A 23,255-nucleotide genomic window follows, 5' to 3' on the forward strand; every position below is an offset into this window, starting at 1 on the left:
GGCTCAGACCCGACGCGGGCGGTCGTCGACCGTCACCAGGGTCCGACCACGAAGCGTGTAGATCACACCGTCGTCATCGACGTTGAGGTGGGGACCGCTGTACCAACCGCCGTTGATGGCGGGGACGACGGTGGTGACCTCGAAAGTGCGCGGGTCGATGCGGAAGAGGGTGGTGTCCGAGACGCCGTAGATCACTCCCCTGGCCGCCGTCATCGCGGCGAACCCTGGCACGAGCGCGGCGAGATCGCCGGTGTGCACGATCGTGCGACGGCGTAGATCGATCACCACGAGAGCGCCCTTGATCGTGAGGGCGAAGAGGTGCCGTCCGTGGCTCGCGAGAGCGGCGATGCCGTTCGGCTGGTTCGTCTCGAGGCGCCACAGCTCGCGATGCGCGATCGGATCCCACGCCACGATCGTCCCTCGCCGGCCCGTCTTCTGGGCGTTGTCGCCGCCGAGATAGGCGACCCCGTCCACCGAGACGACGGCACGGACGAGCTGCACCCCATCGATCGGGTTGATCACATGCGTGCTCTTGTTCCGCCGGGGATCGTAGGTCCACAGCGAACCGCCGCCCTCGGTGTCGGCCTGTGCCGCGACGAGCAGCAGCCTGTTGCAGTCGTCCCAGTGCGTGTCGAGCGGACGGTTCTGCGCCGAGGGGAACTCTGCGACGCGATGGATGGGATCGCCGGAGCGCGGGTCGTACGACCAGATGCCCTGCGAGCTGTACTGCCCCGTGTAGAGCACGCCGCGGACGACCTCGGCGTCCTTCGCCTCGCCGGGTGCGCGCAGGTTGACCACCCCACCGCGTCGCAGATCGTGCCGGGCGATCCCTCCGTTGCCGCCGACGTAGGCGTAGCCCGCACCGACCGCGATGCCCATGCAGGTCTGGGCGCTGACGGGTGCGCCGGCCTCACCGAGGTCGTACTCGCCGAGGACTCCACCCTCCGCGTCGAGCACAGCCACGAAACCATAGCCGGAGACGACCACGAGCCCATCTTCGTGCGCATCGAGCCCCCACACCTCGCCGAGGTCGATGGTCAGGGGCAGCTGCTGCACAGCATCCTCGCCGGGAATCCAGCGCAGCACGCCGGTCTCGTTCGCACAGTAGACGGCACCGGCGATCACGGCGAAGTTCTTGGCGGTCTTCCCGATCGAGGTCACGATCTGCACCGACGAGTGGTCGGCGAGCGCGACGGTGGCGAGCTTCGACGACTCGGCCGATCCGGCGGTCGACACCAGCAGCCGGTCGCCGTCGATGCCGAGCTCTCGGATGCTGGGGTCGTTCACCATCGCGGCCGGTGTGATGTCGCTGAAGGAGCCCGCCGCGCGGTCGAATGCGTAGAGCGCCGCCCTGCTGGTGCCGGAGCCGCCGCCGAGCGTGCTGCCCGCCCCGAAGTACACGGTCGCATCGGTCGCAGCGACCGCCCTGGCGAGCGTGGCCTTCGCATCCGGCACTCCCAGGCTCGTGATCGCTCCCGTCGCCGGGATGTACTGCCAGAGGGCCGGAGCGCCGGTACCGCCGCCGCCCACAGCGAACAGCGTCCCGTCGGGCGAGACGGCGAGGTCACGCACATCACGGTCCCCGATCTTCCCGATCGCGACAGCGGGCGATCCGAGATCCGACAGATCCCAGCGGTAGAGGTTGTCGCCGCCTGCTGCCTTCTGCAGGATGCCGGCGTAGAGGAGCTTTCGCACCGGATCGACCGCGAGCGCTTGAATGCTGTGGCCGGTCGCCAGCGTGGTCGAGTGCACGACCGTGCCGGAGGCGATGTCGAAGGCGATGATGCCGGTGGGCTCCAGGTTGCGCGACCCGATGTACGAGATGCCGTCGAGGACGACACCGCTCATCAGCGAGTACTGCATGATCCCCGGTCCGATCTCGGTGATCGTGGTCGCCTCGCGTCCGGTGCGCAACAGTGTCGACACCGCCTGCGCAGGCTGCGCCGCCGCCACCCCGGAGGCTGCGGCGAGCAGTCCGCCTGCGCCGGCGAGGAGGACGGTCCGTCGGGAGATCTTCGGGGAATCTGACATGGGGATGCTCCTTGTGTCGTCGTTGAACGGGAGTGGGTCAGTGTCGTCGGCGAGAAATGCGGAAAGGGGGACGAGTCAGGCCGTGATGGCGAGGAGCTCGGGTTCGATCTCGTGCGCGAGCGGCTCTCCGCGGGCGATGCGGCGCAGCTCGTCGAGCATCGCCCCGGACAGCCTTCCGAGTTCGACACCGAGAGAGCCCGCGATGTGCGGGGTGAGGAGCACGTTCTCGGCCGTGTACAGCGGATGATCCGCCTCGAGGATCCAGGGCACCGTCACGTCGAGGATCGCGAACAGCTCGCCCGCGACGACCCTGCGGGTCAGAGCCTCCTGGTCGATGATCTCGCCCCGCGCCGTGTTCACCAGGGTCGCCCCCGTCGGCATGAGGTCGATGCCCCGCGCGTCGAGGAGGTTCCTGGTGGAGGGCAGCGACGGCGCATGCACTGACACCACGTCGCTCGTGCGCAGCAGCTCATCGAGCGAAACGGCAGCGACACCGAGCTCGGCGGCTTCGCCCTCCGTCAGATACGGGTCGTGGACCACCACCTCGAACGAATACGCCTTGAGCATGTCGATCACGATCCGGCCGATCTTCGATGCGCCGACGATGCCGATGCGCTGGCCGAAGTTGCCCATGCCGGGGAACGTCGCCTCGACGTCGAAGTCGTCCTGGAGCTCGCGGTACCTGCGGGCGATCGGAAGCACCCGCTTGCCGGCCAACACGATCATCGCCACGGTGTACTCGGCCACGGGCACCGCGTTCGCCGCGGCGGCCGAGCTCACCCGCACCCCTCGGGCGAGGAGCTCGGGCGTCAGGTACGGCTTGACCGTGCCGGCTGCGTGGAGCACCGCGACGAGGCGGGGCGCCGCGTCGAGCAGCACAGCATCGAGACGCGGTGCGCCCCACCCGGTGACCAGCACCTCGACGTCGGCGAGGATCGCCCGTGCCTCTGCGGACTCGAACTCGGTGACGAAGCCGGCGACGTCCGCCGCTGCCTCGAACTCGCCCATCAGCACCTCCGGGAACACGCGCTCGCGCACGGATGCCGCCATCGCGAAGGCGATCACCGGACGCCGCGCACTCACTTGACGCTCCCTGCGGAGAGGCCAGCCCGCCAGAACCGCTGCAGCATCACGAAGGCGATGATCAGGGGGACGACCGACACGAAGGATCCGGCGATGACGAGGGTGGCGAACTCGGGGTTCTGCTGCACCTGGCTCTGCCAGAGGGCGATGCCGACACTCGACGGGAACAGCTCCCGGTTCTGCAGCATGATCAGCGGCAGCATGAAGTTGTTCCAGATGCCGACGAACTGGAAGAGCGCGATCGTCACGAAACCGGGAACCAGCATCGGGAATCCGACCTGGAGGAAGCTGCGGATCGGTCCAGCTCCATCTACGCGAGCTGCCTCGAGCGTCTCCCCCGGCAGGTAGCCCGAGGAGAACACCCTGGCCAGGTACACGCTGAAGGGGTTGCACAGCGTCGGGATCACGACGGCCCAGATCGTGTTCGTCAGCCCGACCGATGCCGCGAGGAGGTAGAGCGGGATCACCGTCGCCGTGTTCGGGATGAGCACGCCGACGAGCACCGACGCGTAGAGGCCGCGCTTGCCCCGGAACTCGAACTTGTCGAAGGCGTAGCCCGCCATGAGCGAGACGAAGCCGCCGATGATCGCTCCGATACCTGCATACAGGATGCTGTTGCCGAGCCAACGGAGGAAGATGCCGTCGTCTTGCGCGAGCAGCCGCTGCATGTTGGCGAGGAAGTCGGTCCCGAAGGCGAAGGCGTTGCCGGAGTACAGGTCGCCCGCGTTCTTGGTCGCGGCGAACACGAGCCACAGCAGCGGCAACACCATGTAGGCGGAGCCGAGGATGAGCAGTCCGTTGACCCCGACTTTGGCCGGGAGATTGCTGCGTCCGCCGGCACGGCGGGTCCGAGGAGTGCGCGGCGGTTTGGCGGATGCCGGAGAGTGCGGCACCGGACGATCGATCACGGCGGTCATCGCGTCGGCTCCTTCGAGGTGAATCGTGTGACGACCCAGGACAGCAGGCCGGCGAGCAGGGCGAGGATGATGGAGGCTGCTGCGGCCTGCGGCAGGTTGTTGCGGTTGAACGCCGCGTCGTAGGCCCACATGTTCGGCACCCAGGTGCTGGTCACAGCCGTCGTCGCCGAGGAGAGGATCTTCGGCTCGGTGAACAGCTGCAGCGAGCCGATCACCGTGAACAGCAGCGCGACGCCGATGGCCGGCCAGACGAGCGGGGTCTTGATCGAGAAGGCGGTGCGGATCTCCCCCGCGCCGTCGACCTTGGCCGCCTCGAGGATCTCGCGGGGCACGGCCTGCAGAGCGGTGAAGAGGATGATCACGTTGTAGCCCGCCCACTCCCACACCGCGATGTTGACCATCGAGGGGAGCACGAGCTGCACCGAGAGGAAGTCGATGGCGATGCCACCCGACTCGAGCGCCTTCACGATGGGGCTCACACCCGGGGTGTACAGATAGGCCCAGATCAGTGCGGCGATCACACCGGGCACCGCATGGGGGAGGAACAGCAGCAGCTGGAAGGTGCGTTTGGCGTAGGCGACCGTCGCATCCAGCAGCAGGGCGAGCACCAGCGCAACGATGAGCAGCGAGGGGACGTACATGAGGCAGTAGAGCGCGAGACGTCCGAAGCCGTCGGTGAACGTGCGGTCCGACAGCACTTCGAAGTAATTGCCGAGGCCGACGAACTCGGTGGTCGCTCCCCCGAAGCCGAGGCCGCTGCGCTTCTCGGCGAACAGGCTCATCCCGATCGCGTAGATGACCGGGGCGATCATCGTCAGCGCGAACAGGGCGAAGAAGGGGATCAGGAAGACGGAGGCCGTGCGACCGCCCGTTCCCGGGATGGTCTTCCTCGTCCGCGTCTTCGCGGGTGCGGGAGCTGTCATCGTCGTTGTCCTTCGATCTGGTCCGTCGGGCGGGCGGAGTGCCCACCCGCCCGACGCATCCGTCATTCCTTGATGTCGAGGCCGAGCTTTCCGAGCCCGTCCACGGTCGCCTTCTGGGTCACCTGAAGCGCGTCGCCCAACGTGGGAGAAGCGGTGACGGCATCCTTGAGCGCAGTGGCGGTGAGGTCGTACTTCGGCCCCCAGGCCCACGGACCGAGGTTCGCCGACGCCTCGTCGAACACCTCGTAGATGTCGTTCGCGTAGTAGTCGGTGGGGGCCACGGAGGCCGCGACATCATTCAGCCCGGGATAGGCGAGGTAGGCGGTGCCGACGGCACCACGTGCCTCGATGGCCTCGGACGAGGTGACGAGCCATTCCAGGAAGACGGCGGCCGCGGCCGCGTTGTCGGAGTTCTCCGGAATCGCGAAGCTCGTTCCTCCGCTCAGCGCCCCGGTGGGCTTTCCGTCCCATGACGGCGGAGCGGCCGCGATCCATTTGCCCTGCTGACCTGAGGCCTCGGTCCGCGTCTTGAGCGCGGAGGCGCTCCAGGATCCACCGACCCAGGCGTTGACCACGCCGCTGTTGAGATCGGCGGTCCACTCGTCGCTGAAGCCGAGCTGCTTCTTGACCAGACCCTCATCGATCAGGCGCTGCCAGTAGTCGGCGACCTTCTGCGACTCCTTGTCGTCGATGGCCACCTTCCAGCTGTCGTCCTCGACCGTGAACCATTCGGCGCCCGCCTGCCACGACATCGGCGCCAGCTGGGGCTCGTTCGTGAAGAAGCTCGTGAGGTAGGCGTCAGGGTTCACGGCCTTCACTGCCCGGGCAGCCTCCTCGAACTCGTCCCAGGTCTTCGGAACCTCTACGCCGGCGGCCTCGAGCACGTCCTGGCGGTACCAGATGACCATGGGCGGTGCATCGTAGGGAAGCGCGTAGGCCGCGTCGCCGAACGAGACGAGGCTTCGCACCTGCTCGTCGTACTTGCCGAGCAGGTCGCCTGAGACCAGGTCATCCACCGGGGCGAGCTGTTCAGCGGCGACGAAGCCGGGGAGCCGGTCGTACTCGATGCCGACGACGTCGGGGCCGCTGCCGGACTCGATCGCGGCGGACAGCTTGGTGTAGCCGCCGTTCGCACCGTTCGGGATCTCCTCGAACTTGACGGTGATGTCGTCCTGGCTCGCGTTGAACGCGGCGGCGACATCGGACATGCCACTGAGGAAGGACCAGAAGGTGACCTCGCCCTTCGGGGCGGCCGAGGGCTTGTCGGGTTCGGCGGTCGCACCACCGCCGGCGCAGCCTGCGACGAGAGCGGATGTGGCGACCAGGGCCGCCACCGAGAGGGAAGTTCGACGCAGGGACATCGCGGGTTCTCCTTTGAATCGTTGACCGTGCGGATTCGATCTTTCGGCACGCCGCGCGATTCACCAACACCAGGACCCGAGTTATAACAAAACCTAACAATCAGTGCGGGCGAACGCTGGAGTCCCTGACGACGAGAGCGGGGAGCAACGCCATCCGCACGGGCGTGTGCGTGGCGCCGGTCGCCTGCTTCAGCCGATCGACGCATAGGCGCAGCGCGGCATGACCCAGCTCGTGCTTCGGCGGGGCGACGGCCGTCAGCGGCACGGTGGCGAAGGCTGCGACCTCATCGTCATACGCGACGACCGCGAAGTCGTCCGGCACACGCAGACCGCGCTCGAGCACCAGATCGAGGAAGGCCATCGCATCCGCGTCGCCGAGCAGGATCGCAGCCGTCACCCCCTGTGCGATGCAGTCGTCGAGCAGATCGTCGAGCTCGGCGATGTTCGCGTTGTCGCCGAGTTGAGGGTCGGAGAGCTCGCGCCGGAGCGCGACAGCGGAGACGGGATCCATCGCGGCCATCGCCCGTCTGAACCCCGCATCCAGTCCGGCGGCGGTCGCAGCGGGCCGCGCAGCCAGGACGAAACCCGTATGCCCCTGTTCCGCCAGATGTCGCACGGCCACCTCGGCTCCGTGGGCGTGATCGGTGCGGACCCATTCGAGCCGCCCGGCGTGCCGGTCCTCGACCGAGCGCTCCACCATCACCACCGGGACACCCACCTCAGCGAGCATCCGCTGCAGAGGCGAATCCCCCGCGAGCGTGTCGTGCGGAGTGATCATGAGCGCGTCGACGCCACTGGCGATGAGCCGCTCGGCCTGCCGGAACTCCTCCTGCGGCGAATAATTCGAGGCGCCGACCACGAGCCGGCAGTTCGACTCGTGGGCAGCCTGGCTCGCACCGCGGATCACTTCGGGGAAGTAGTACTGGGTGGTCGGAACGATCATCCCGATGGTGGCCACCGGGCGTGGCCTCGCTCCCACCGCATCACGCGCACCGCGCGACTGCTGCTGTGCCACCTCGAGAGAGACCGCGCCGCCGTGCACGCGCACCAGGAGTTCGCGCTCCTCCAACGCGACCAGGTCGCGCCAGAGCGTCATGGGCGTGATCCCCAGCCGCGCGGCGTACGGGGTGCTGGAGAGTGACCCCCGCAGCTCCAGCTCGCGGAGGATCGCATCGTGACGGGCAGCGGCGGTCATATCGCTTTCACGATAGTTGATGCGCCTCCGGCCAGTCGGTCACGACGACTTTGCCGATGGTGCGGGACGCCTCGACGATCTCGTGGGCTCGGCGCAGGGTCGCCGCATCCAGTGGGGTCAGATGGGTCGTGAGCGTCGTGCGGATCACGCCTTCGTCGACGATTTCGGCGACCCGTTCCAGCAGGTCGTGCTGGTAATCGTCTGCAGGATCCGTCACGGGCCTGGTGAACATGAGCTCCCAGTGCCACGTCACACTCTTCGCCTTGAGCGCGTCGATGCTGCCACCGGTCTCATCGATCGACACGACCTGCCCGCGCGGACGGATGACCTCTGCGATCGCCTTGACGTTGCCCGGCGTGAACGAGGTGAACGCGTAGTCGACGCCGGCAGGAGCGATCGCCGACACCTCTGCCGCGAAGTCACGGCCGACCACGTGGTCGGCCCCCATCTGCCGTACCCAGTCCGCCGTCTCGGGGCGTGAGGCGACGGCGATGACCTCCAGGCGCGTGAGGGCCTTCGCGAGCTGGATGATCAACGAGCCGACGCCGCCCGCCGCACCGATCACGAGGAGGACCCCCTCGCTCTCGCGGCCGAGGGCGAGCCGATCGAACAGGCTCTCCCACGCGGTGATGACCGTGAGCGGCAACGCGGCCGCCTCGGCGACGGAGAGAGTGCGCGGCGCATGGCCGACGATGTTCTCGTTCACGAGGTGATAGCGGGAGTTCGTTCCGGGGCGATCGATCTGCCCCGCGTAGTACACGTGGTCCCCCACCGCGAACCGGCTTGCCTGCTCGCCCACCGCGACCACGACGCCCGCGGCGTCATAGCCGAGGATCCGCGGCGTGCCGGTGGTGGATGCTCCGGCTCGGACCTTCACGTCGACCGGGTTCACCGAGACCCCCTGCACCTCGACGAGGAGGTCTCTCCCGCTCGGAGTCGGGACGGGCAGGGAGATGTCGACGAGCGCGTCGGGGTCGGTCACGGGGCGCCGTCCGCGCGCGCCGATCGCGGACATGCGGTCAGGGATCGACATCGAGGCGGAAGCGGATTCCGGAGTGTTCGTGGTTGCCATGCGCGTCACGCTATCCGAAGGCCTCTAGTTACCCGCAAGGGCATCTGGTATCCAAAAGATACCGCCCGCATGGGTCAGACTCCGCTCTCGGCACCTCGCTGCGTCGAGAGAGCCCAGACCTGCTCGATCGGAGTGAAGCCGTCTTCGCCGTCCGGCCCGTGGAATCCCTCGACGAATCGGCCGATATCGGCCTGCCAGGCGTCGTTCGCCGGCGAGGCGTTCACCACGTGCATGGCCGCGTCGAAGTCGTCGCACTCGACGAGGTGGAACAGGTTGCGTCCGGAGCGCCAGATGGTCCAGTCCTGGATGCCGGCCACGCCGAAGAGTTCCCGCAACGCCTCAGGGATCCGGGCGTGATGAGTCCGGTAATCGTCGATCGCACCTTCTGCGATCACCGAGTGCAGTGCGATGCGCATGCCGCTCCTTGTCCGTTCACCATCGATGTCAGTTCACAATCGATTCCACTGCCACGATATGCCCCGCAGCAGCCCGCTGGTGACGAGCCCCGCGCCACACGCTCGACACGCCACCCGCCTGCAGTCGGTCCACGTGCGCCCCCGTAGCCTCGAGAGCATGACTGTCGAGTACCTCGGAACCGTCGTATCGGCGATGTGGCTGACCGTGGCGATCCTCGCGGGCGGATTCGCGCGGACGCGCAACAGGTCGGCGTGGGCCTGGTTTCTGTTGACGTTGCTGTTCGGTCCGATCGCCGCTTTCCTGCTCGTCGTCTGGCCTCCCGTCGAGAAACCATCGCGCGTGCAGGTCACTCCGTCCAGCTAGTGGCAGGCAGCGGGTACACGACATGAGCGCAGAGGAACTCCGGCCCGAAGCAACAGACCAGGACCGATCGAGTCGGGTCGGACTCGCGGTCGGCCTCTGGATCCTCATCCCCCTGATCCTCCTCGTGACGTACTGGGTGCAGATCCTCGAGTCGTTCAGCGTCGTCGGCTGCGAAGGCGACTGCGACCTCGACCTCAGTCTCGGCGCCCGCGCCGTGTATCCCTGGGCGGTCGGGGCCTCCGTCATCGCTGCGGTCGTCACAGCGATGGCGCTCCGCCGTCGGGGGAAGCCCGCGTACCGGGGGCCGCTGCTCGGCGTGATCCTCGTGCTGCTCTCGGCGGTCGTGACCGGCGTCGTGTTCCAGGTCGGCCTGGCTCCGATGCACGAGCGCAACGACAGGATCGCCAATGGCGAGATTCCGGCCGAGACGGCACCCCCGCTCCCCGATCCCTCAGGAGAGTGGGAGGCGAGCGTCGACGGCACCCCGTTCCTGCGGTTCGCGGCAGACGGGACCGTCACCGGGAACGACGGCTGCAATGACCTGAGCGGCCGATGGACCCAGGACCCCGCGGGCAGGATAGATCTGGAAGCGCTGCTCCTGCAGACGACGAACGTGTGCGACGGTGTGGACGCATGGTTGGGCAGAGGACGCTCGGCCGACATCATCGACGGCTACATGTACGTCAACGGCGACATGGATTCGCCCATCGGAGGCCTGCAGCCGGCGCGCTAGAGCCCGGCGCTCACCGCCTGGAACACGCACTGCCTGAGATCAGAAAAACCCCGGCGAACCGGGGTTTTCATCTGTAGCAGGAGCGGGGCTTGAACCCGCGACCTCACGATTATGAGTCGTGCGCTCTAACCAGCTGAGCTACCCTGCCGCGAGGCATCCGTCCGCGTGAGAAGAATGCTGCGAGCCCCGAGTCAGGATTGAACTGACGACCCCTTCCTTACCATGGAAGTGCTCTACCACTGAGCTATCGGGGCGTGCTGCCCCTCGCGGGGCAACCGTACGAGAATACCATCACTGTGGCGTCCTCATGAAATCGAGCCGGTCAGTACGAGGTGCGGCCCGCATTCTCTTTGAGCCACGGCATCGGATCGATGGTCGTTCCGTTGACGATGAGCTCGAAGTGCAAGTGTGCGCCGTAGGAGCGGCCGGTGTTTCCGGTCTTGCCGACGATGGTGCCGACCTTCACGGTGTCGCCGGCCTTGACGTTCAGCGAGCCGTACTGCATGTGCGAGTAGTGGCTCGTGATGACCGAACCGTCGATGACGTGATCGATGTAGACGGTCACGCCGTAGGCGCCGCCCTGCTCGGTCGCGATACGGACCGTGCCGTCGGCGATCGCCTGGATCGGTGCACCGTTACCCGGCACGAAGTCGATGCCCTCGTGCAGGCGACCACTTCGCATGCCGTAGCCGTAGCTCATACCGACGCCGACGAGGAACGGCCACTGGATCGCCGCATCGGGATCGTTCGTGAAGATCTCACCGGAGTAGTTGATGCCCTGCTCCGCTGCGACCTCGGCCAGCGAGACCGTGCTGAAGTCATCGGCACGAACGAGCGATTCGCTCTCGACGCCGGAGGGCGCGACGAATGCCTGGATCTCTCCGGCGGCAGCGCCCTTGGCCTCGTCAGCGGACGCCGAAACCAGAGACATGGAGGCGACCGATGTTCCCTGCACGCCGGCGACAGCCTCAGCCGGAAGCGTCATCGACACCGCAAGGAGGCCCGCGAGGCTCATCACGCCGACCGTCGCACCGACGGTCACGACCTTGCGGATGCTGCGCGGACGGCGGGGAGCGACATGCGCGGGCGCTTCGGCCTCTGCGGCATTCGTCCGCTCGGCCGGAACCTGCTCGGAAGCAGCGACGGTCGGGATCGATCCCGTGATGCGGAAGGCACGAGAGGCGCGTTCGAAGGCGTCGACATCGTCATCGACCGGCCGATCCTGCTGCGAGCTCTGAGTTGATGCGGAAGACGCAGCGGGGTCGACGACCTCGACGAGCTCCTCGATCGCTACCTCGACATGCCCTTCGACGTTGTCTGCAACGACGGGAACATCGGCGATGATCGGCTCGGGCGAGGCGATGAACGGCTCGGCAGGTGCCTCCACGGCAGCTTCGCCGGACGACTGACGCTGACGGGTGGCGCGGCGCGAAAGAGGGGCGACTGCGGCGAGGGCGATGGCGGACTCTGCGGCAGAGATAGGAGCCGTCGTTCCCGCCGCGGGGGCCTCAGCGGCCGCTATGCGGTGTCGGCTGGAACGGCGCGTGGGCGCAGAGGCAGCCTGGGAATTATCGAAGGGCAAAAGGTTTCTCTCGGTCGTGCGTCAAGCTCGGGGGGCGCAAACTTAGACTTTCACCTTCGGGTGGCGAAAGTAACGATCGCATAAACCATACCTTGATCAGTCTGGGAATGCCATGAATCGTTCAGTGTTTCTCGTCGAGGATCGCGACGAGCTGCGCGTGCACACCGGGCGCGCCCGCGATCAGCATCGGACGTGATGAGTCGACGTCGATCCACGAGACGACACCGCCCCCTTCCTCGACCAGGAGTGCGCCTGCGGCGAAGTCCCAAGGACGCAGACCCCGCTCGAAGTACCCGTCGAGGCGTCCTGCCGCAACGTAGGCGAGGTCGAGCGCCGCGGCGCCCATCCGTCGGAGATCGCGCGCCATCGGCATCACCCGACCCACGGTGGCGAGGTCGCCTTCGTGCGTCGCGGGGTCGTAGCCGAAGCCCGTCGCGAGGAGCGCGCCGGCCGGAGTCTCGTCGCTGACCGCGAGGCGATTCCCATCCGACCAGGCGCCGTGGCCGCGCGCCGCCGTGAAGATCTCCCCGAGGGCCGGTGCATTCACCGCTGCGGCGAGTGCCTCCCAAGACTGCGGGTCGGGTTCACCACGAACAGCGGCGATGCTCACGTTGTACGCAGGGATGCCATATGCGTAATTGACGGTGCCGTCGATCGGATCGACGACCCACGTGATCCCGCTGCTGCTGCCCTCAGCGCCCGTCTCCTCGCCGAGGAAACCGTCCTCTGACCGTGCGGCGCGGAGGCGTGCGCGGATGAGAGCTTCGACCTCTCGGTCGGCCTCCGTCACGATGTCAGCGAGAGACGACTTGGTTGCGGCGAGGCGCACGCCTTCCTGCCGACGTGTGCGTGCGAGCTCCCCGGCTTCACGAGCGATCTCGGTGGCGAGCTCGCCGAGCTCGAGTGCGAGGCTCACTGCGCGGACTGCTGCGGCGCGGGCGGCGGCGGCGGGAACGCGGGCGGTGACCCCTGCGGGGCCGCGGGCAGTGTGGGGGCGGACGGCGGCACCGGGTGCTCACCAGGAGTGGCCGGCTGCGCGTATTGCGCAGCGGCGGGCTGCGGAACCTCAGGGAACCCCGGGAACGCCGAGGTCGGCGCCTGCGGAAGCGCCGGCTGCGGCGGAGCGACGGTCGGATAGCCGGTGTAGTAGGCGTTCCAGTCGGGAGTCGCATCGGGCAACGCCGGGAGGGGGGTGATGCCATCGGCGTATGTGGGCCACGACGGCGCCACCGCGGCCCGGTCGGCCGGGGTCTTCTTTCTCGGCGCGAAGAGTGCGTTCAGCAGCGGGATGAGCGTGGTGCCGACGGCTACGAGAATCGTGAGCGCGACCACGATGCGCCAGTACAGCTCGCCGTAGAAGAAGGTGTTCGGGAACGCGAGGAAGAACACGAGCATGCCGACGAGGCCGCCGAGGAACACGATAGTCACGATGTAGATCACCCGCGTGAAAGTGGTGACGTATCGCTGAGCGGCAGGCGTGAACAGGCGCACGTGCACGAGCGCGAGCTGCAGGATGCCGATGACGAGGAGCAGCTGGAAGAAGCGCTCCGCACCGAAGTAAAAGCCGTCTTCGGGGAGCCAGATCTTCACGGCGCCGACGAGGAGCGCGACGATCCAGCTCACCATGCTGGCCAGTTGCAGCCAGTCGGGGCGGTTCGGCGCGAGGCCGGCTTCGAGGATCGCGATGCCGGCGAAGGCTGCGAGCAGCAGGATCGTGAGGAAGGCACGACCGATCAGACCGTCTTGATCTCCGATGAGCACCCAGACGACGCACACGAGTGCCGCGGCGATCAGCGCTCCGATGGCGATCCAGAGGGACCCCCTGATGAGCAGCGACATGTTCTTCTTCTCACCCTGCGTCGTCTGATGCGTGGTGATGTCCGGCTGGGACATGGCGATCCTCTCGTCGAGCGGCGATGCCCTCATCCTGCCACGCGCGCTGCCGGTTACCAGGGCCGCCGCCCCGCCTGGGGAAACCTGCGGCCCCAAACCCTGTTCGGGCAGGAAGAGTCAGCCTGCCTTCTTCGCCGATGCTGCAGCGAAGGCCGCGACTCTGGCCTGCGCATCCGGTGTCTCCAGAGAAGCCCCGATCGAGCGCGCCTCTTCGCTCAGCTGCTCGGCGAAGGAGCGCTCGGGCTGCGACCGCACCAGCCGCTTGGCCTGCCCGTACGCATCCGCAGCGCCTGCAAGCCAGAATCGGGCGATCTCCTCGCCGCGTGCCCGCACGAGCGCCGCCTCGGCAGCGGCATCCTCACCCTCGACAGCCTCTGCGACGAGCCCCCACTCCACGGCTTCCGCAGCCGACAGCAGACGGTCCTGCAGCACGAGCTGCAGCGCGCGGCGCTGACCGACGGCGCGTGCGAGCTGCGCGGAGACAGAGAGATCCGGGGTCAGACCGATGTTCGCGTACAGACTGCCGAGCTTCGACCGCGATCCGACGACGGCATAGTCGCCGGAGAGCAGGATGCCGAGTCCGCCACCGGCCGTGGTGCCGTGCGCGGCCGCGACGACAGGAACAGCGGACTCGGTGAGAGAGCGGATCCCGGCGTTGATGACCTCGGCGAGCGCGGTGATCTCCGCGCCGGATGCCCCCATCGTCGTCGCCATGTCGATCACGTCGCCGCCGGCGCAGAACGCCGGACCTGCGGCATCGATCAGGATCGCCTTGACGTCCGCTCTCGAGGTCGCCTCCGCCGTGGCATCTCTCCAGGCGTGAGCGAGGTCTGCGTTGAAGGCGTTGAGACGAGCAGGACGGTTCAGAGTCAGCCTGGCCATCCCCTCTTCGACGGCGAACAGGATGGCATCACTCATGGCTTCTCCTTCGAGCACAGGACGTTCGTCCAGCGTAACCGCGATCAGGCGTCAGCCCAGACCTGCGAGACGAAGCTCTCCATCCGGCGTCGCGTGCCGTCCAGACGAAGATCGGCCTGACCAGGTGCCCTGACTTCGTTCGGCGCGAGCGGGTGCGCCAGGCGCACATTGTCGTGGCAGGAGAGGTCGGCGCACATGTAGGTGCCGAACGAGTCACCTCGTCGACCCGCCTCGCCGGACCGACGTGCGGAGAGGAGCGCGATCTGGTTGCCCGGCTGCATCGTGTGGCAGATGTTGCACATCCCCGATCGACCGCGACCGGGTTCCGTGGCACGCAGCACGATTCCGACCACGCCGTCGTCATGCGGGATGAGCACGTAGCCACGGCGGCCCGCGCCGGGATCCTGCCAGGCGAAGAAATCGAGATAGTCCCAGTCCACGAGCAGGAAGTCGTGTGGCATCTCCATGAGCCGCAGTTCGTCGGCATCCGCGTTGACGAACGATGCCCGAACGTCGGCTTCGGTAAGCGGTCGCATCGTTCCAGTCTAGGAACCGGGGGCGGGGGCGGGGGCATTGACGCCCTCAGCGGGCTCGTCCGTGCGATCGCGGATCAGGAAGCCGAAGCCGAACGCGATGAAGAACATCAGCACGCCGTACACGGCCGCAGGCAGACTCAACTCCACCGAACCGAGGACCGACTGTGCGATCACGATCGCCAGTGTGGCGTTGTGGATACCGATCTCGAATGACGTCGCGATCGCCTGCCGCTTCCCGACCCGGAGGATCCGCGGCACGAGGAAGCCGATGGCGAGGCTGATCAGGCAGAACAGCACGGTGATGAGAGCGAGCTGCGTGAAGTTCGCAACCAGCAGGGTCCAGTTCGAGGCGACGGCGCCCGCGATCACGACGATCAGGATCACGACGGAGGCGATCCGCACCGGCTTGTCCATGCCGGCCGCGAATCTCGGCCAGAAGCGTCGCACGATCATGCCGAGCGCCACCGGCAGGAGTACGATCGCGAACACCTCGAGGGCTTTCGACCATTGCAGCCCCAGACGGTCGTCGAACGGCTCGAAGTAGGCGATCGCGAAGTTGGTGATCACCGGGAGCGTGATCACTGCGATGACCGAGTTCACCGCGGTCAGCGAGATGTTGAGGGCGATGTCGCCTCGGAACAGGTGGCTGTAGAGGTTGGCGGTGGTGCCGCCGGGAGACGCGGCGAGCATCATCATTCCGACCGCGAGGATCGGTGGGAGCTGGAAGGCGAGCACGAGGCCGAAGCAGATCGCCGGCAGGACGATGAGCTGGCAGAGCAGCGCGATGATCACCGCCTTCGGCTGCTTCAGCACCCTCGCGAAGTCGGCGAGCGTGAGGCTGAGCCCGAGCCCCAGCATGATGATCCCGAGAGCGACGGGCAGTCCGATGGTGGTCAACGCTGATCCCATGGGACTCAGTGTGGCGGATGGAGGGCCCCGGTGTCACGGGTGCCGCAGGTATCGCCCCGTAATGCCGTCAGGAGACCCAGCTACGGATCTCATCTTCCATGGACGCATCCGCCGCACCCCGAAGCTCGAACGTGGGACTCGCCTCAGTCCCGCCGATCGTGCAGTATGCAAGGCTTTCGACGTCGCCCGAGAGACCGGGTACCAGCACGAACCAGGGGTAGTCGGAGTCGAAGTGCTCGACGGTCGCACGCGCGAGGTCCGGCTGAAGCGGCGTACCGAAGTCTCCCGCGGTCCGCTCGAGGCACAGCTGGATGAGCGTTTCCTCGTCGAAACCATCCTCGGTCTCCGGTGTCTGCGTCTGCGGCGCCGACGTCTCGCTCGGCGTCGGCGAAGTCGACGATGCACCGGTGGGCGAGGGGGACCCAGAAGGATTCGCCGCGGTCGACGCGCATCCGGTCAGGAGCACGAGTACCGCGAGGACACCGAAGGCTGCAGGAGGTCTCATATCGGCAGGCTATCCGTGACGCGTTGACAGCCGCGCGAGCGGCACGCCGTCAGCTCATCGCGGCGGGATCATCGAGAAGACGGTCTCGAAGATCTGGCTCACGAAGACGGACACCCAGACGGTCAGCGCGATCAGGGTCACGACCTGGATCGCGATGGTCACGATGAGCGGTGCCGAGCCTCGCCCTCCCCGTCGACGGATCACGACGTGGCGACCGATCACGTAGACGAGCGGCGAAAGGAACATCCACGCCCAGTGGAAGGGACGAACGAAACCCCGCGCCTTGAGGTCACGGACGTCGAGAGCGGCGAACCAGGCCGAGAGCCCGTAGATCGCCCAGCCCAGCACCAGCAGAACCAGGTACCACGGCGTGAGGAACATCCCGAACTCTGCGGCGATGAACCTCTCCACGTCCAGAGACGTCGAGCCGTCGAGCGGAATGAGCGCGAGCATGTCGAACATCCCCCGCTGCATCTGTGCCAGGTAGCCGATGGCGGCGATCGTGCTGAGCAGCGGCAGCAAGACGATGAGCCACACCCAGACTGTGTTCGAACTCGTGCCCGGCGATACCTGTGGCGGCTCCGGCGACGTCGCGGGGACAGGAGCCCCATCCACCCATCGGTAGCCATCCCACCAGCGGGTCGCGCCCGAACCGTCGTCGTACCAACCGGCAGGCGCACTCATCGTCGGCTTTCGGGGCCGACATCGGTCTGGATCGCGTAGAGCATGGGTCCACCCTATTCACCGCGTCAACCGCTCCGGTGCCGGCACGATCATGAGGGCCTTCACCATGGCTGGAACCGGAGCGGGCGTCGGGCCGCCGTCGGCCTGAACGTCGGTCGAGACGCCGCAGAGACGAAGGAAGGCCCCCGCGTGATCGCGTGGGCCTTCAGTTTCCGCAGTGCTTCGCGGAAGTGGTGGCGAGTGAGGGATTCGAACCCCCGAATGCTGAGCAGTCTGATTTACAGTCAGATCCCTTTGGCCGCTTGGGTAACTCGCCAGAGCACACCCGTCCGACTTGAACAGCCAACCGGGGGCACGATAGACAAGCATACCTGTCCGAGGCAGGTGCAAGAAATCGAACGGTCAGCTGCCGTTCACGCCGCGCCCGGCATCGGCCAACGACTCGGGGGTGCGCAGCAGACCCCCCTCAGCACGACACGTCGCAGCGGCAACATCCATGGCTCGCAGCAGCAGCGTGCGCCACTCCCCCAGCTCGGTCGGCGACTCGGATACCAGGCCTTCCGCAACCGCGGCGAGCGTCGCATCTCCCGCCCCGACCGTGTCGATCACGGCTCCGTCGAGTCGCGAGATCGGCGCGGAGGCGACGCCGTCCTTCGTGTCTATGGTTGCGCCCTCGGCACCGGCCGTCGCCAACACCGCAGCGGCGCCGAGTCCGCGAAGGCGCAGGCGCAGGGCATCGAGATCACCGTCGTAGAGGATCGCCGCGTCATCCGCTCCGACCTTGACGATGGCCGCCGAGGCAGCGAGCCGCTCGAACCCGCGGACGAACTCTTCGCGATCGCTCAGCATCCCGGTGCGCGGGTTGGGGTCGACCGCCACGCGCGCATCGCCCAGGGCCTCGACCAGTGCGTCGACCTCGGCCGAAACGTCGAAGGGGAAGCAGCTGATCGCGACGAGCCCGGCCGCGGCGATCGCCTCTCTGGCCTCGTCGGAGTACCGGATGCTGCGCTTCTGCGCGGCCTCGTTGAAGACGTACCGGGGCTCGCCGTTCGCCGCCCGCTGCACGATGGCCCGTGAGGACCCTCGCGGGGCATCACTCGAGATCAGGCGCACGCCGTGGTCGGACAGGTACTCGCGGATGTGCGCACCGGCTTCGTCGTCACCGACCATCGCGATCAAAGTCGTCCCGACCCCCAGTCGGCGCAGACCGACGGCGACATTCAGCGCCGCACCGCCGACGAGCTCGCGCACACCGGCATCGTCACGGATCTCATCGATCAGGGCGTCGCCGATCACGACCACGGAACCGGCAGAAGTAGTCTCGTTGCTCACTCGCTGACACTACCGCGCCCCGCAACCGCCGCGGCGGCACCGCGATCCTCCCGCACACCGCTGCACCTGAGCACTACGGTGTGGCTATGAAAGCTCGACTCACCGGCGCTGCTGCGACTCTCGTCATCCTCGCTGCCCTGACGGCCTGCAGCCCGCAGTCAGACGCCGGCGGTGATCCCGCTCCGAGCCCCACGGGGAGCGCGACCTCCAGCGCCGAGCCGACCGATACGCCATCGCCCTCCGCGAGCCCGACCAGTGCTCCGGTCGCGCTCCCGACGGACTGCCGCGCGATCCTGTCGGAAGCCGTCCTCGCCGAGCTCGGCGAAACCCCACTCAACGACGCTGCTTTCGGCCCGTCCGGCGTCGCTGCCGATGGGTCGCTCACCTGCAACTGGGCCGACCCTCGCGCCGACACCACGAGACTCACGACGAAGATCTCTCACATGAACCGCGGCCCCGCACTCGACATGCTCAACGCGTTGGCCACCACCGAGGGCTTCTCCTGCTTCACCCCGGATGGCGGCACCCGCTGCGAGAAGACCTGGCCGAACGAGCAGTATCCGGTGACCGACGGCCGCACCCTGTTCTGGCGTGAGGACGTGCTCATCGACACGCGCTACTCGAACCTCGCCCCCGCCGGCTACACCTCCAGCATCGTCGAGCACATCTTCGACTGACGCCCGGCGCGGCCCCCTCGTCGAGTGCACGTCGAGTGCACCGCTTCTCGCCGAGTGCACGGCTTGGCGGCGCACGTAACCCGTGCACTGGGCAGCTTCCCGTGCACTCGCGCCACTTCGGGCGCGCGCGGGCACGAAGAAGGCCCCAGGCGAATCGCCTGGGGCCTTCTCAGTCACTCAGTACTCAATCAGTTGTAAGTACCGGGGGTGATGTCGTCCGTCGAGAACGCGTCGAAGTCGACGTAGCCGAAGTCGCCGTCAGCGTACGCGCCGTCGGATGCGAAGATCCGGTTCGGGTAGCGCTCGCTCTTGGCTTCCTCGGTGGCCTCGACCGTGACGTCGCGGTACTTCGAGAGACCGGTTCCGGCGGGGATGAGCTTACCGATGATGACGTTCTCCTTGAGACCGACCAGCGGGTCACGCTTGCCCTGCATCGCAGCCTCGGTGAGCACGCGGGTCGTCTCCTGGAAGGAGGCGGCCGACAGCCACGACTCGGTCGCGAGCGACGCCTTCGTGATACCCATCAGCTCCGGTCGGCCGGACGCGGGGCGCTTGCCCTCTGCCACGGTCTCGCGGTTGATCGACTGGTAGCGCTTGAGGTCGACCATCTCACCCGGCAGCAGGTTCGTGTCGGCGTGATCGACGACCGTGACCTTGCGGAGCATCTGACGGACGATGACCTCGATGTGCTTGTCGTGGATCGGCACACCCTGCGAGCGGTACACACCCTGGACGCCGCCGACGAGGTAACGCTGCACCTCGCGAGCACCCATGACGCGCATGATCTCCTTGGGGTCGAGCGTGCCCACCAGGATCGGCTGACCGACCGTGACGTGCTGGCCGTCCTCGACGAGAAGCGTCGCACGCTTCAGCACCGGGTAGATGACGGGCTCGTCACCGCTGTCGGGCGTCAGGATGACCTTCTTGCCCTTGTCGGTCTCGTCGATCGCGATGCGGCCATCGGCCTCGGCGATCGGCGACGCGCCCTTGGGGGTACGCGCCTCGAAGAGCTCCTGCACGCGGGGAAGGCCCTGCGTGATGTCATCCGCCGATGCCGAACCACCCGTGTGGAAGGTACGCATCGTCAGCTGGGTACCGGGCTCACCGATCGACTGGGCCGCGATGATGCCGACGGCCTCGCCGATGTCGACGGTCTTGCCGGTCGCGAGCGAACGGCCGTAGCACTGCGCGCAGACACCGACGGCGGAGTCGCAGGTCAGGACCGAGCGCACCTTGATGCTCTCGACACCCAGACCGACGAGCTTGTCGATCAGCACGTCACCCACGTCGTCACCGGCCGAGGCGAGAACCTCGCCCGACTCGCTCACGACGTCGGAGGCCAGCGTACGAGCGAACACCGAGTTCTCGACGTTCGCGTCGCGCACGAGCTCACCCTGCGAGTTCGGAGCGGCGATCGGGAGCTCGAGGCCCTTCGACGTGCCACAGTCCTCTTCGCGGATGATGACGTCCTGCGAGACATCCACCAGACGACGGGTCAGGTAACCCGAGTCGGCGGTACGCAGAGCGGTGTCGGCCAGACCCTTACGGGTACCGTGCGTCGCGATGAAGTACTCCGCAACCGACAGACCCTCGCGGTACGAGGAGATGATCGGACGCGGGATGATCTCACCCTTGGGGTTGTTCACGAGCCCTCGCATACCGGCGATGTTCCGGATCTGCAGCCAGTTACCACGAGCACCAGAGGACACCATGCGGTTGATGGTGTTGTCCTCGGGGAAGTTCGCCTTCATGGCGGCCTGAACCTCGTCGGTTGCCTCGGTCCAGATCTTGATGAGCTCCTGGCGACGCTCCGAGTCGGTCGTCAGACCCTTCTCGTACTGCGACTGGACCTTCGCGGCCTGCTTCTCGTAGCCGGCGACGATCTCCGCCTTGTTCGGCGGGGTGAGGATGTCGCTCAGGGCGACGGTCACACCGGAGCGCGTTGCCCAGTAGAAACCGGCGTCCTTGATGCGGTCCAGCGACGCAGCCGTCTCGACCTTGGGGTACTCCTCGGCCAGCTTGTTGACGATCTGCGACAGCTTGTTCTTGTCAGCCTGCTCGCGGACGAACGGGTAGCCCTTGGGCAGCGTGTCGTTGAAGATCGCCTGACCCAGCGAGGCATCGACCAGACCGTGGCGCTCGTAGCCCTCGGGAGCTTCGCCCTCGAGGAACGTCAGACCGGGGATGCGGATGCGGATCTTCGCCTGCAGGTCGAGGGTGCCCTCGTCCTTGGCCAGGATCGCCTCGCCCACCGAACCGAACGCGCGGCCCTCACCGGCTGCCCCCGCCTTGACCGTGGTCAGGTGGTGGAGACCGATGATCATGTCCTGCGAAGGCAGGGTGACCGGACGACCGTCAGACGGCTTCAGGATGTTGTTCGACGCGAGCATCAGCACGCGGGCCTCGGCCTGAGCCTCGACCGACAGCGGCAGGTGCACAGCCATCTGGTCACCGTCGAAGTCGGCGTTGAACGCCGCGCAGACGAGCGGGTGCAGCTGGATGGCCTTGCCCTCGACGAGCTGAGGCTCGAACGCCTGGATGCCCAGACGGTGCAGGGTGGGTGCACGGTTGAGCAGCACCGGACGCTCGCGGATGATCTCCTCGAGCACGTCCCAGACCTCGGGACGGGTGCGCTCGACGGCACGCTTGGCGGCCTTGATGTTCTGCGAGTGACCGAGGTCGATCAGGCGCTTGATGACGAACGGCTTGAAGAGCTCCAGAGCCATCTGCTTGGGCAGACCACACTGGTGCAGCTTCAGCTGCGGTCCGACGATGATGACCGAACGGCCCGAGTAGTCGACACGCTTGCCGAGCAGGTTCTGGCGGAAACGACCCTGCTTACCCTTCAGCATGTCGCTGAGGGACTTCAGGGCACGGTTGCCGGTACCGGTGACGGGGCGACCACGGCGACCGTTGTCGAACAGTGCGTCGACGGCCTCCTGCAGCATGCGCTTCTCGTTGTTGACGATGATCTCGGGGGCACCGAGGTCGATCAGACGACGAAGACGGTTGTTGCGGTTGATCACACGGCGGTACAGGTCGTTCAGGTCGGAGGTCGCGAAGCGGCCACCGTCGAGCTGGACCATCGGGCGCAGCTCCGGCGGGATCACCGGGACGACGTCGAGGACCATCGCGGCCGGGCTCATACCGGTCTCGAGGAACGAGCTGACGACCTTGAGGCGCTTGATCGCACGGATCTTGCGCTGGCCCTTGCCCTCGGAGATCTGCAGACGCAGGTTCTCCGCCTCGGCGACGAGGTCGAACGCCGCGAGGCGACGCTGGATCGACTCGGCGCCCATGTAGGCCTCGAAGTACTGACCGAACCGGTCCTGCAGCTCGTGGAAGACGTCGTCCTCCGGGCGGAGTGCGCCGACCTCGAGCGTGCGGAAGTCTTCCCACACGCGCTCGAGCTTGGCGATCTGCTCGTCGGCACCCTTGCGGATGAGGGACATCTCCTTCTCGGCGGCGTCCTTCACCTTCTTCTTGACGTCGGCCTTGGCACCCTCTGCCTCGAGAGCAGCGAGCTCCTCCTCCAGCTTGGCCAGGCGCTCCGCGATCTTGGAATCGCGGCGGTCGCCGAGCGTCTTCAGCTCGAGACGGACGTTGTTCTCCTGCGTACCCAGGTCGCGGTGACGAGCATCCTCATCGACCGAGATGACCATGTAGGCGGCGAAGTAGATGACCTTCTCGAGGTCCTTCGGCGCCATGTCGAGCAGGTAGCCCAGACGCGAGGGCACGCCCTTGAAGTACCAGATGTGGGTGACGGGAGCGGCGAGCTCGATGTGACCCATGCGCTCACGACGGACGGAGCTCTTGGTGACCTCCACGCCGCAGCGCTCGCAGACGATGCCCTTGAAGCGGACACGCTTGTACTTGCCGCAGGCGCACTCCCAGTCGCGGGACGGGCCGAAGATCTGCTCTCCGAAGAGACCATCCTTCTCCGGCTTCAGGGTGCGGTAGTTGATGGTTTCGGGCTTCTTGACCTCACCGTACGACCACGCGCGGATGTGGTCCGCGGTGGCCAGGCCGATGCGAAGCTCATCGAAAGTGTTTGACTCGAGCACTGATTCTCCTGTGTCGGAATTCTTTTTGAGAAGTCTGCTTCAGTGTGCTCGGGAGTTGCC

General features: G+C 66.9%; 21 protein-coding genes and 3 tRNA genes. 3 read left to right on the forward strand and 21 right to left on the reverse strand.

Annotation, left to right across the window (positions count from 1 at the left end; genetic code table 11):
• Positions 1–3: 3 nt before the first annotated feature.
• From ACIQTX_RS16200 to ACIQTX_RS16235, 8 genes are all read right to left on the reverse strand, one after another.
• Positions 4–2,031, reverse strand: a complete 2,028-nt coding sequence (locus tag ACIQTX_RS16200; RefSeq protein ID WP_402973984.1) for a hypothetical protein — start codon at positions 2,029–2,031, stop codon at positions 4–6.
• 75 nt (positions 2,032–2,106) lie between these two features.
• Positions 2,107–3,114, reverse strand: coding sequence for a hydroxyacid dehydrogenase (locus tag ACIQTX_RS16205; RefSeq protein ID WP_402973987.1), 1,008 nt, complete (start codon positions 3,112–3,114; stop codon positions 2,107–2,109).
• On the reverse strand, positions 3,111–4,031 hold the full coding sequence (locus tag ACIQTX_RS16210; protein ID WP_402973990.1) for a carbohydrate ABC transporter permease: 921 nt from the start codon (positions 4,029–4,031) through the stop codon (positions 3,111–3,113). Before ACIQTX_RS16210 ends, ACIQTX_RS16205 begins: the two co-directional genes overlap by 4 nt.
• Positions 4,028–4,954 (reverse strand): carbohydrate ABC transporter permease, encoded by a 927-nt coding sequence (locus tag ACIQTX_RS16215; RefSeq protein ID WP_402973993.1) that lies wholly within the window; start codon positions 4,952–4,954, stop codon positions 4,028–4,030. The genes ACIQTX_RS16210 and ACIQTX_RS16215 overlap by 4 nt, the downstream gene beginning before the upstream one ends.
• A gap of 62 nt (positions 4,955–5,016) precedes the next feature.
• A complete protein-coding gene (locus ACIQTX_RS16220; RefSeq protein ID WP_402973997.1) occupies positions 5,017–6,315 on the reverse strand; it encodes an ABC transporter substrate-binding protein in 1,299 nt (432 codons plus the stop codon).
• A 100-nt stretch (positions 6,316–6,415) separates the two neighbouring features.
• A complete protein-coding gene (locus ACIQTX_RS16225; RefSeq protein ID WP_402974000.1) occupies positions 6,416–7,510 on the reverse strand; it encodes a substrate-binding domain-containing protein in 1,095 nt (364 codons plus the stop codon).
• Between the two features lie 7 nt (positions 7,511–7,517).
• Positions 7,518–8,582 (reverse strand): zinc-binding alcohol dehydrogenase family protein, encoded by a 1,065-nt coding sequence (locus ACIQTX_RS16230; protein WP_402974003.1) that lies wholly within the window; start codon positions 8,580–8,582, stop codon positions 7,518–7,520.
• A gap of 74 nt (positions 8,583–8,656) precedes the next feature.
• Positions 8,657–8,998 (reverse strand): L-rhamnose mutarotase, encoded by a 342-nt coding sequence (locus tag ACIQTX_RS16235; protein ID WP_402974006.1) that lies wholly within the window; start codon positions 8,996–8,998, stop codon positions 8,657–8,659.
• A 157-nt stretch (positions 8,999–9,155) separates the two neighbouring features.
• On the opposite strand from ACIQTX_RS16235, the gene ACIQTX_RS16240 reads away from it, so the two are divergent.
• Entirely contained in the window at positions 9,156–9,362 is a 207-nt protein-coding gene (locus ACIQTX_RS16240; protein WP_028502226.1) for a hypothetical protein, read from the forward strand.
• 22 nt (positions 9,363–9,384) lie between these two features.
• The gene (locus ACIQTX_RS16245) at positions 9,385–10,095 is read left to right on the forward strand and encodes an META domain-containing protein (protein WP_402974009.1); all 711 of its coding nucleotides are present in this window, start codon (positions 9,385–9,387) and stop codon (positions 10,093–10,095) included.
• Positions 10,096–10,169: 74 nt separating this feature from the next.
• On the opposite strand, the gene ACIQTX_RS16250 is transcribed toward ACIQTX_RS16245, so the two are convergent.
• The 12 genes from ACIQTX_RS16250 to ACIQTX_RS16305 all read right to left on the reverse strand — a co-directional run bounded on the left by ACIQTX_RS16250 (position 10,170) and on the right by ACIQTX_RS16305 (position 18,454).
• A tRNA-Met gene (locus ACIQTX_RS16250) sits at positions 10,170–10,243 on the reverse strand.
• A gap of 34 nt (positions 10,244–10,277) precedes the next feature.
• Positions 10,278–10,349: transfer RNA gene (locus tag ACIQTX_RS16255), tRNA-Thr, on the reverse strand.
• A gap of 68 nt (positions 10,350–10,417) precedes the next feature.
• Positions 10,418–11,482, reverse strand: a complete 1,065-nt coding sequence (locus ACIQTX_RS16260; RefSeq protein ID WP_402974012.1) for a M23 family metallopeptidase — start codon at positions 11,480–11,482, stop codon at positions 10,418–10,420.
• Between the two features lie 316 nt (positions 11,483–11,798).
• Positions 11,799–12,593 (reverse strand): inositol monophosphatase family protein, encoded by a 795-nt coding sequence (locus ACIQTX_RS16265; RefSeq protein WP_402974015.1) that lies wholly within the window; start codon positions 12,591–12,593, stop codon positions 11,799–11,801.
• Positions 12,590–13,570, reverse strand: a complete 981-nt coding sequence (locus ACIQTX_RS16270; RefSeq protein ID WP_402974017.1) for a hypothetical protein — start codon at positions 13,568–13,570, stop codon at positions 12,590–12,592. Before ACIQTX_RS16270 ends, ACIQTX_RS16265 begins: the two co-directional genes overlap by 4 nt.
• 117 nt (positions 13,571–13,687) lie before the next feature.
• Complete coding sequence (locus ACIQTX_RS16275) at positions 13,688–14,488, reverse strand: enoyl-CoA hydratase/isomerase family protein (protein WP_402974020.1); 801 nt, start codon at positions 14,486–14,488, stop codon at positions 13,688–13,690.
• A gap of 44 nt (positions 14,489–14,532) precedes the next feature.
• Positions 14,533–15,024, reverse strand: coding sequence for an FBP domain-containing protein (locus ACIQTX_RS16280; protein WP_028502221.1), 492 nt, complete (start codon positions 15,022–15,024; stop codon positions 14,533–14,535).
• A 9-nt stretch (positions 15,025–15,033) separates the two neighbouring features.
• Complete coding sequence (locus tag ACIQTX_RS16285) at positions 15,034–15,933, reverse strand: bile acid:sodium symporter family protein (protein ID WP_402974023.1); 900 nt, start codon at positions 15,931–15,933, stop codon at positions 15,034–15,036.
• Positions 15,934–16,000: 67 nt separating this feature from the next.
• Entirely contained in the window at positions 16,001–16,438 is a 438-nt protein-coding gene (locus tag ACIQTX_RS16290) for a hypothetical protein (RefSeq protein WP_402974026.1), read from the reverse strand.
• A 54-nt stretch (positions 16,439–16,492) separates the two neighbouring features.
• On the reverse strand, positions 16,493–17,122 hold the full coding sequence (locus tag ACIQTX_RS16295; RefSeq protein WP_402974029.1) for a DUF2510 domain-containing protein: 630 nt from the start codon (positions 17,120–17,122) through the stop codon (positions 16,493–16,495).
• Between the two features lie 231 nt (positions 17,123–17,353).
• Positions 17,354–17,438 (reverse strand) — tRNA-Tyr (locus ACIQTX_RS16300).
• 86 nt (positions 17,439–17,524) lie between these two features.
• Positions 17,525–18,454, reverse strand: a complete 930-nt coding sequence (locus tag ACIQTX_RS16305; protein ID WP_402974032.1) for a PfkB family carbohydrate kinase — start codon at positions 18,452–18,454, stop codon at positions 17,525–17,527.
• Positions 18,455–18,540: 86 nt separating this feature from the next.
• Here ACIQTX_RS16305 and ACIQTX_RS16310 point away from each other — a divergent pair, with 86 nt between their 5' ends.
• Positions 18,541–19,131 (forward strand): hypothetical protein, encoded by a 591-nt coding sequence (locus tag ACIQTX_RS16310; protein WP_402974035.1) that lies wholly within the window; start codon positions 18,541–18,543, stop codon positions 19,129–19,131.
• A gap of 188 nt (positions 19,132–19,319) precedes the next feature.
• Here ACIQTX_RS16310 and rpoC read toward each other — a convergent pair whose 3' ends face one another.
• On the reverse strand, positions 19,320–23,195 hold the full coding sequence (gene rpoC, locus ACIQTX_RS16315; protein WP_028502217.1) for a DNA-directed RNA polymerase subunit beta': 3,876 nt from the start codon (positions 23,193–23,195) through the stop codon (positions 19,320–19,322).
• Positions 23,196–23,255 lie beyond the last annotated feature (60 nt).

It is taken from the genome of Microbacterium sp. NPDC090281 (assembly GCF_044769635.1).
Classification (GTDB): Bacteria; Actinomycetota; Actinomycetes; order Actinomycetales; family Microbacteriaceae; genus Microbacterium.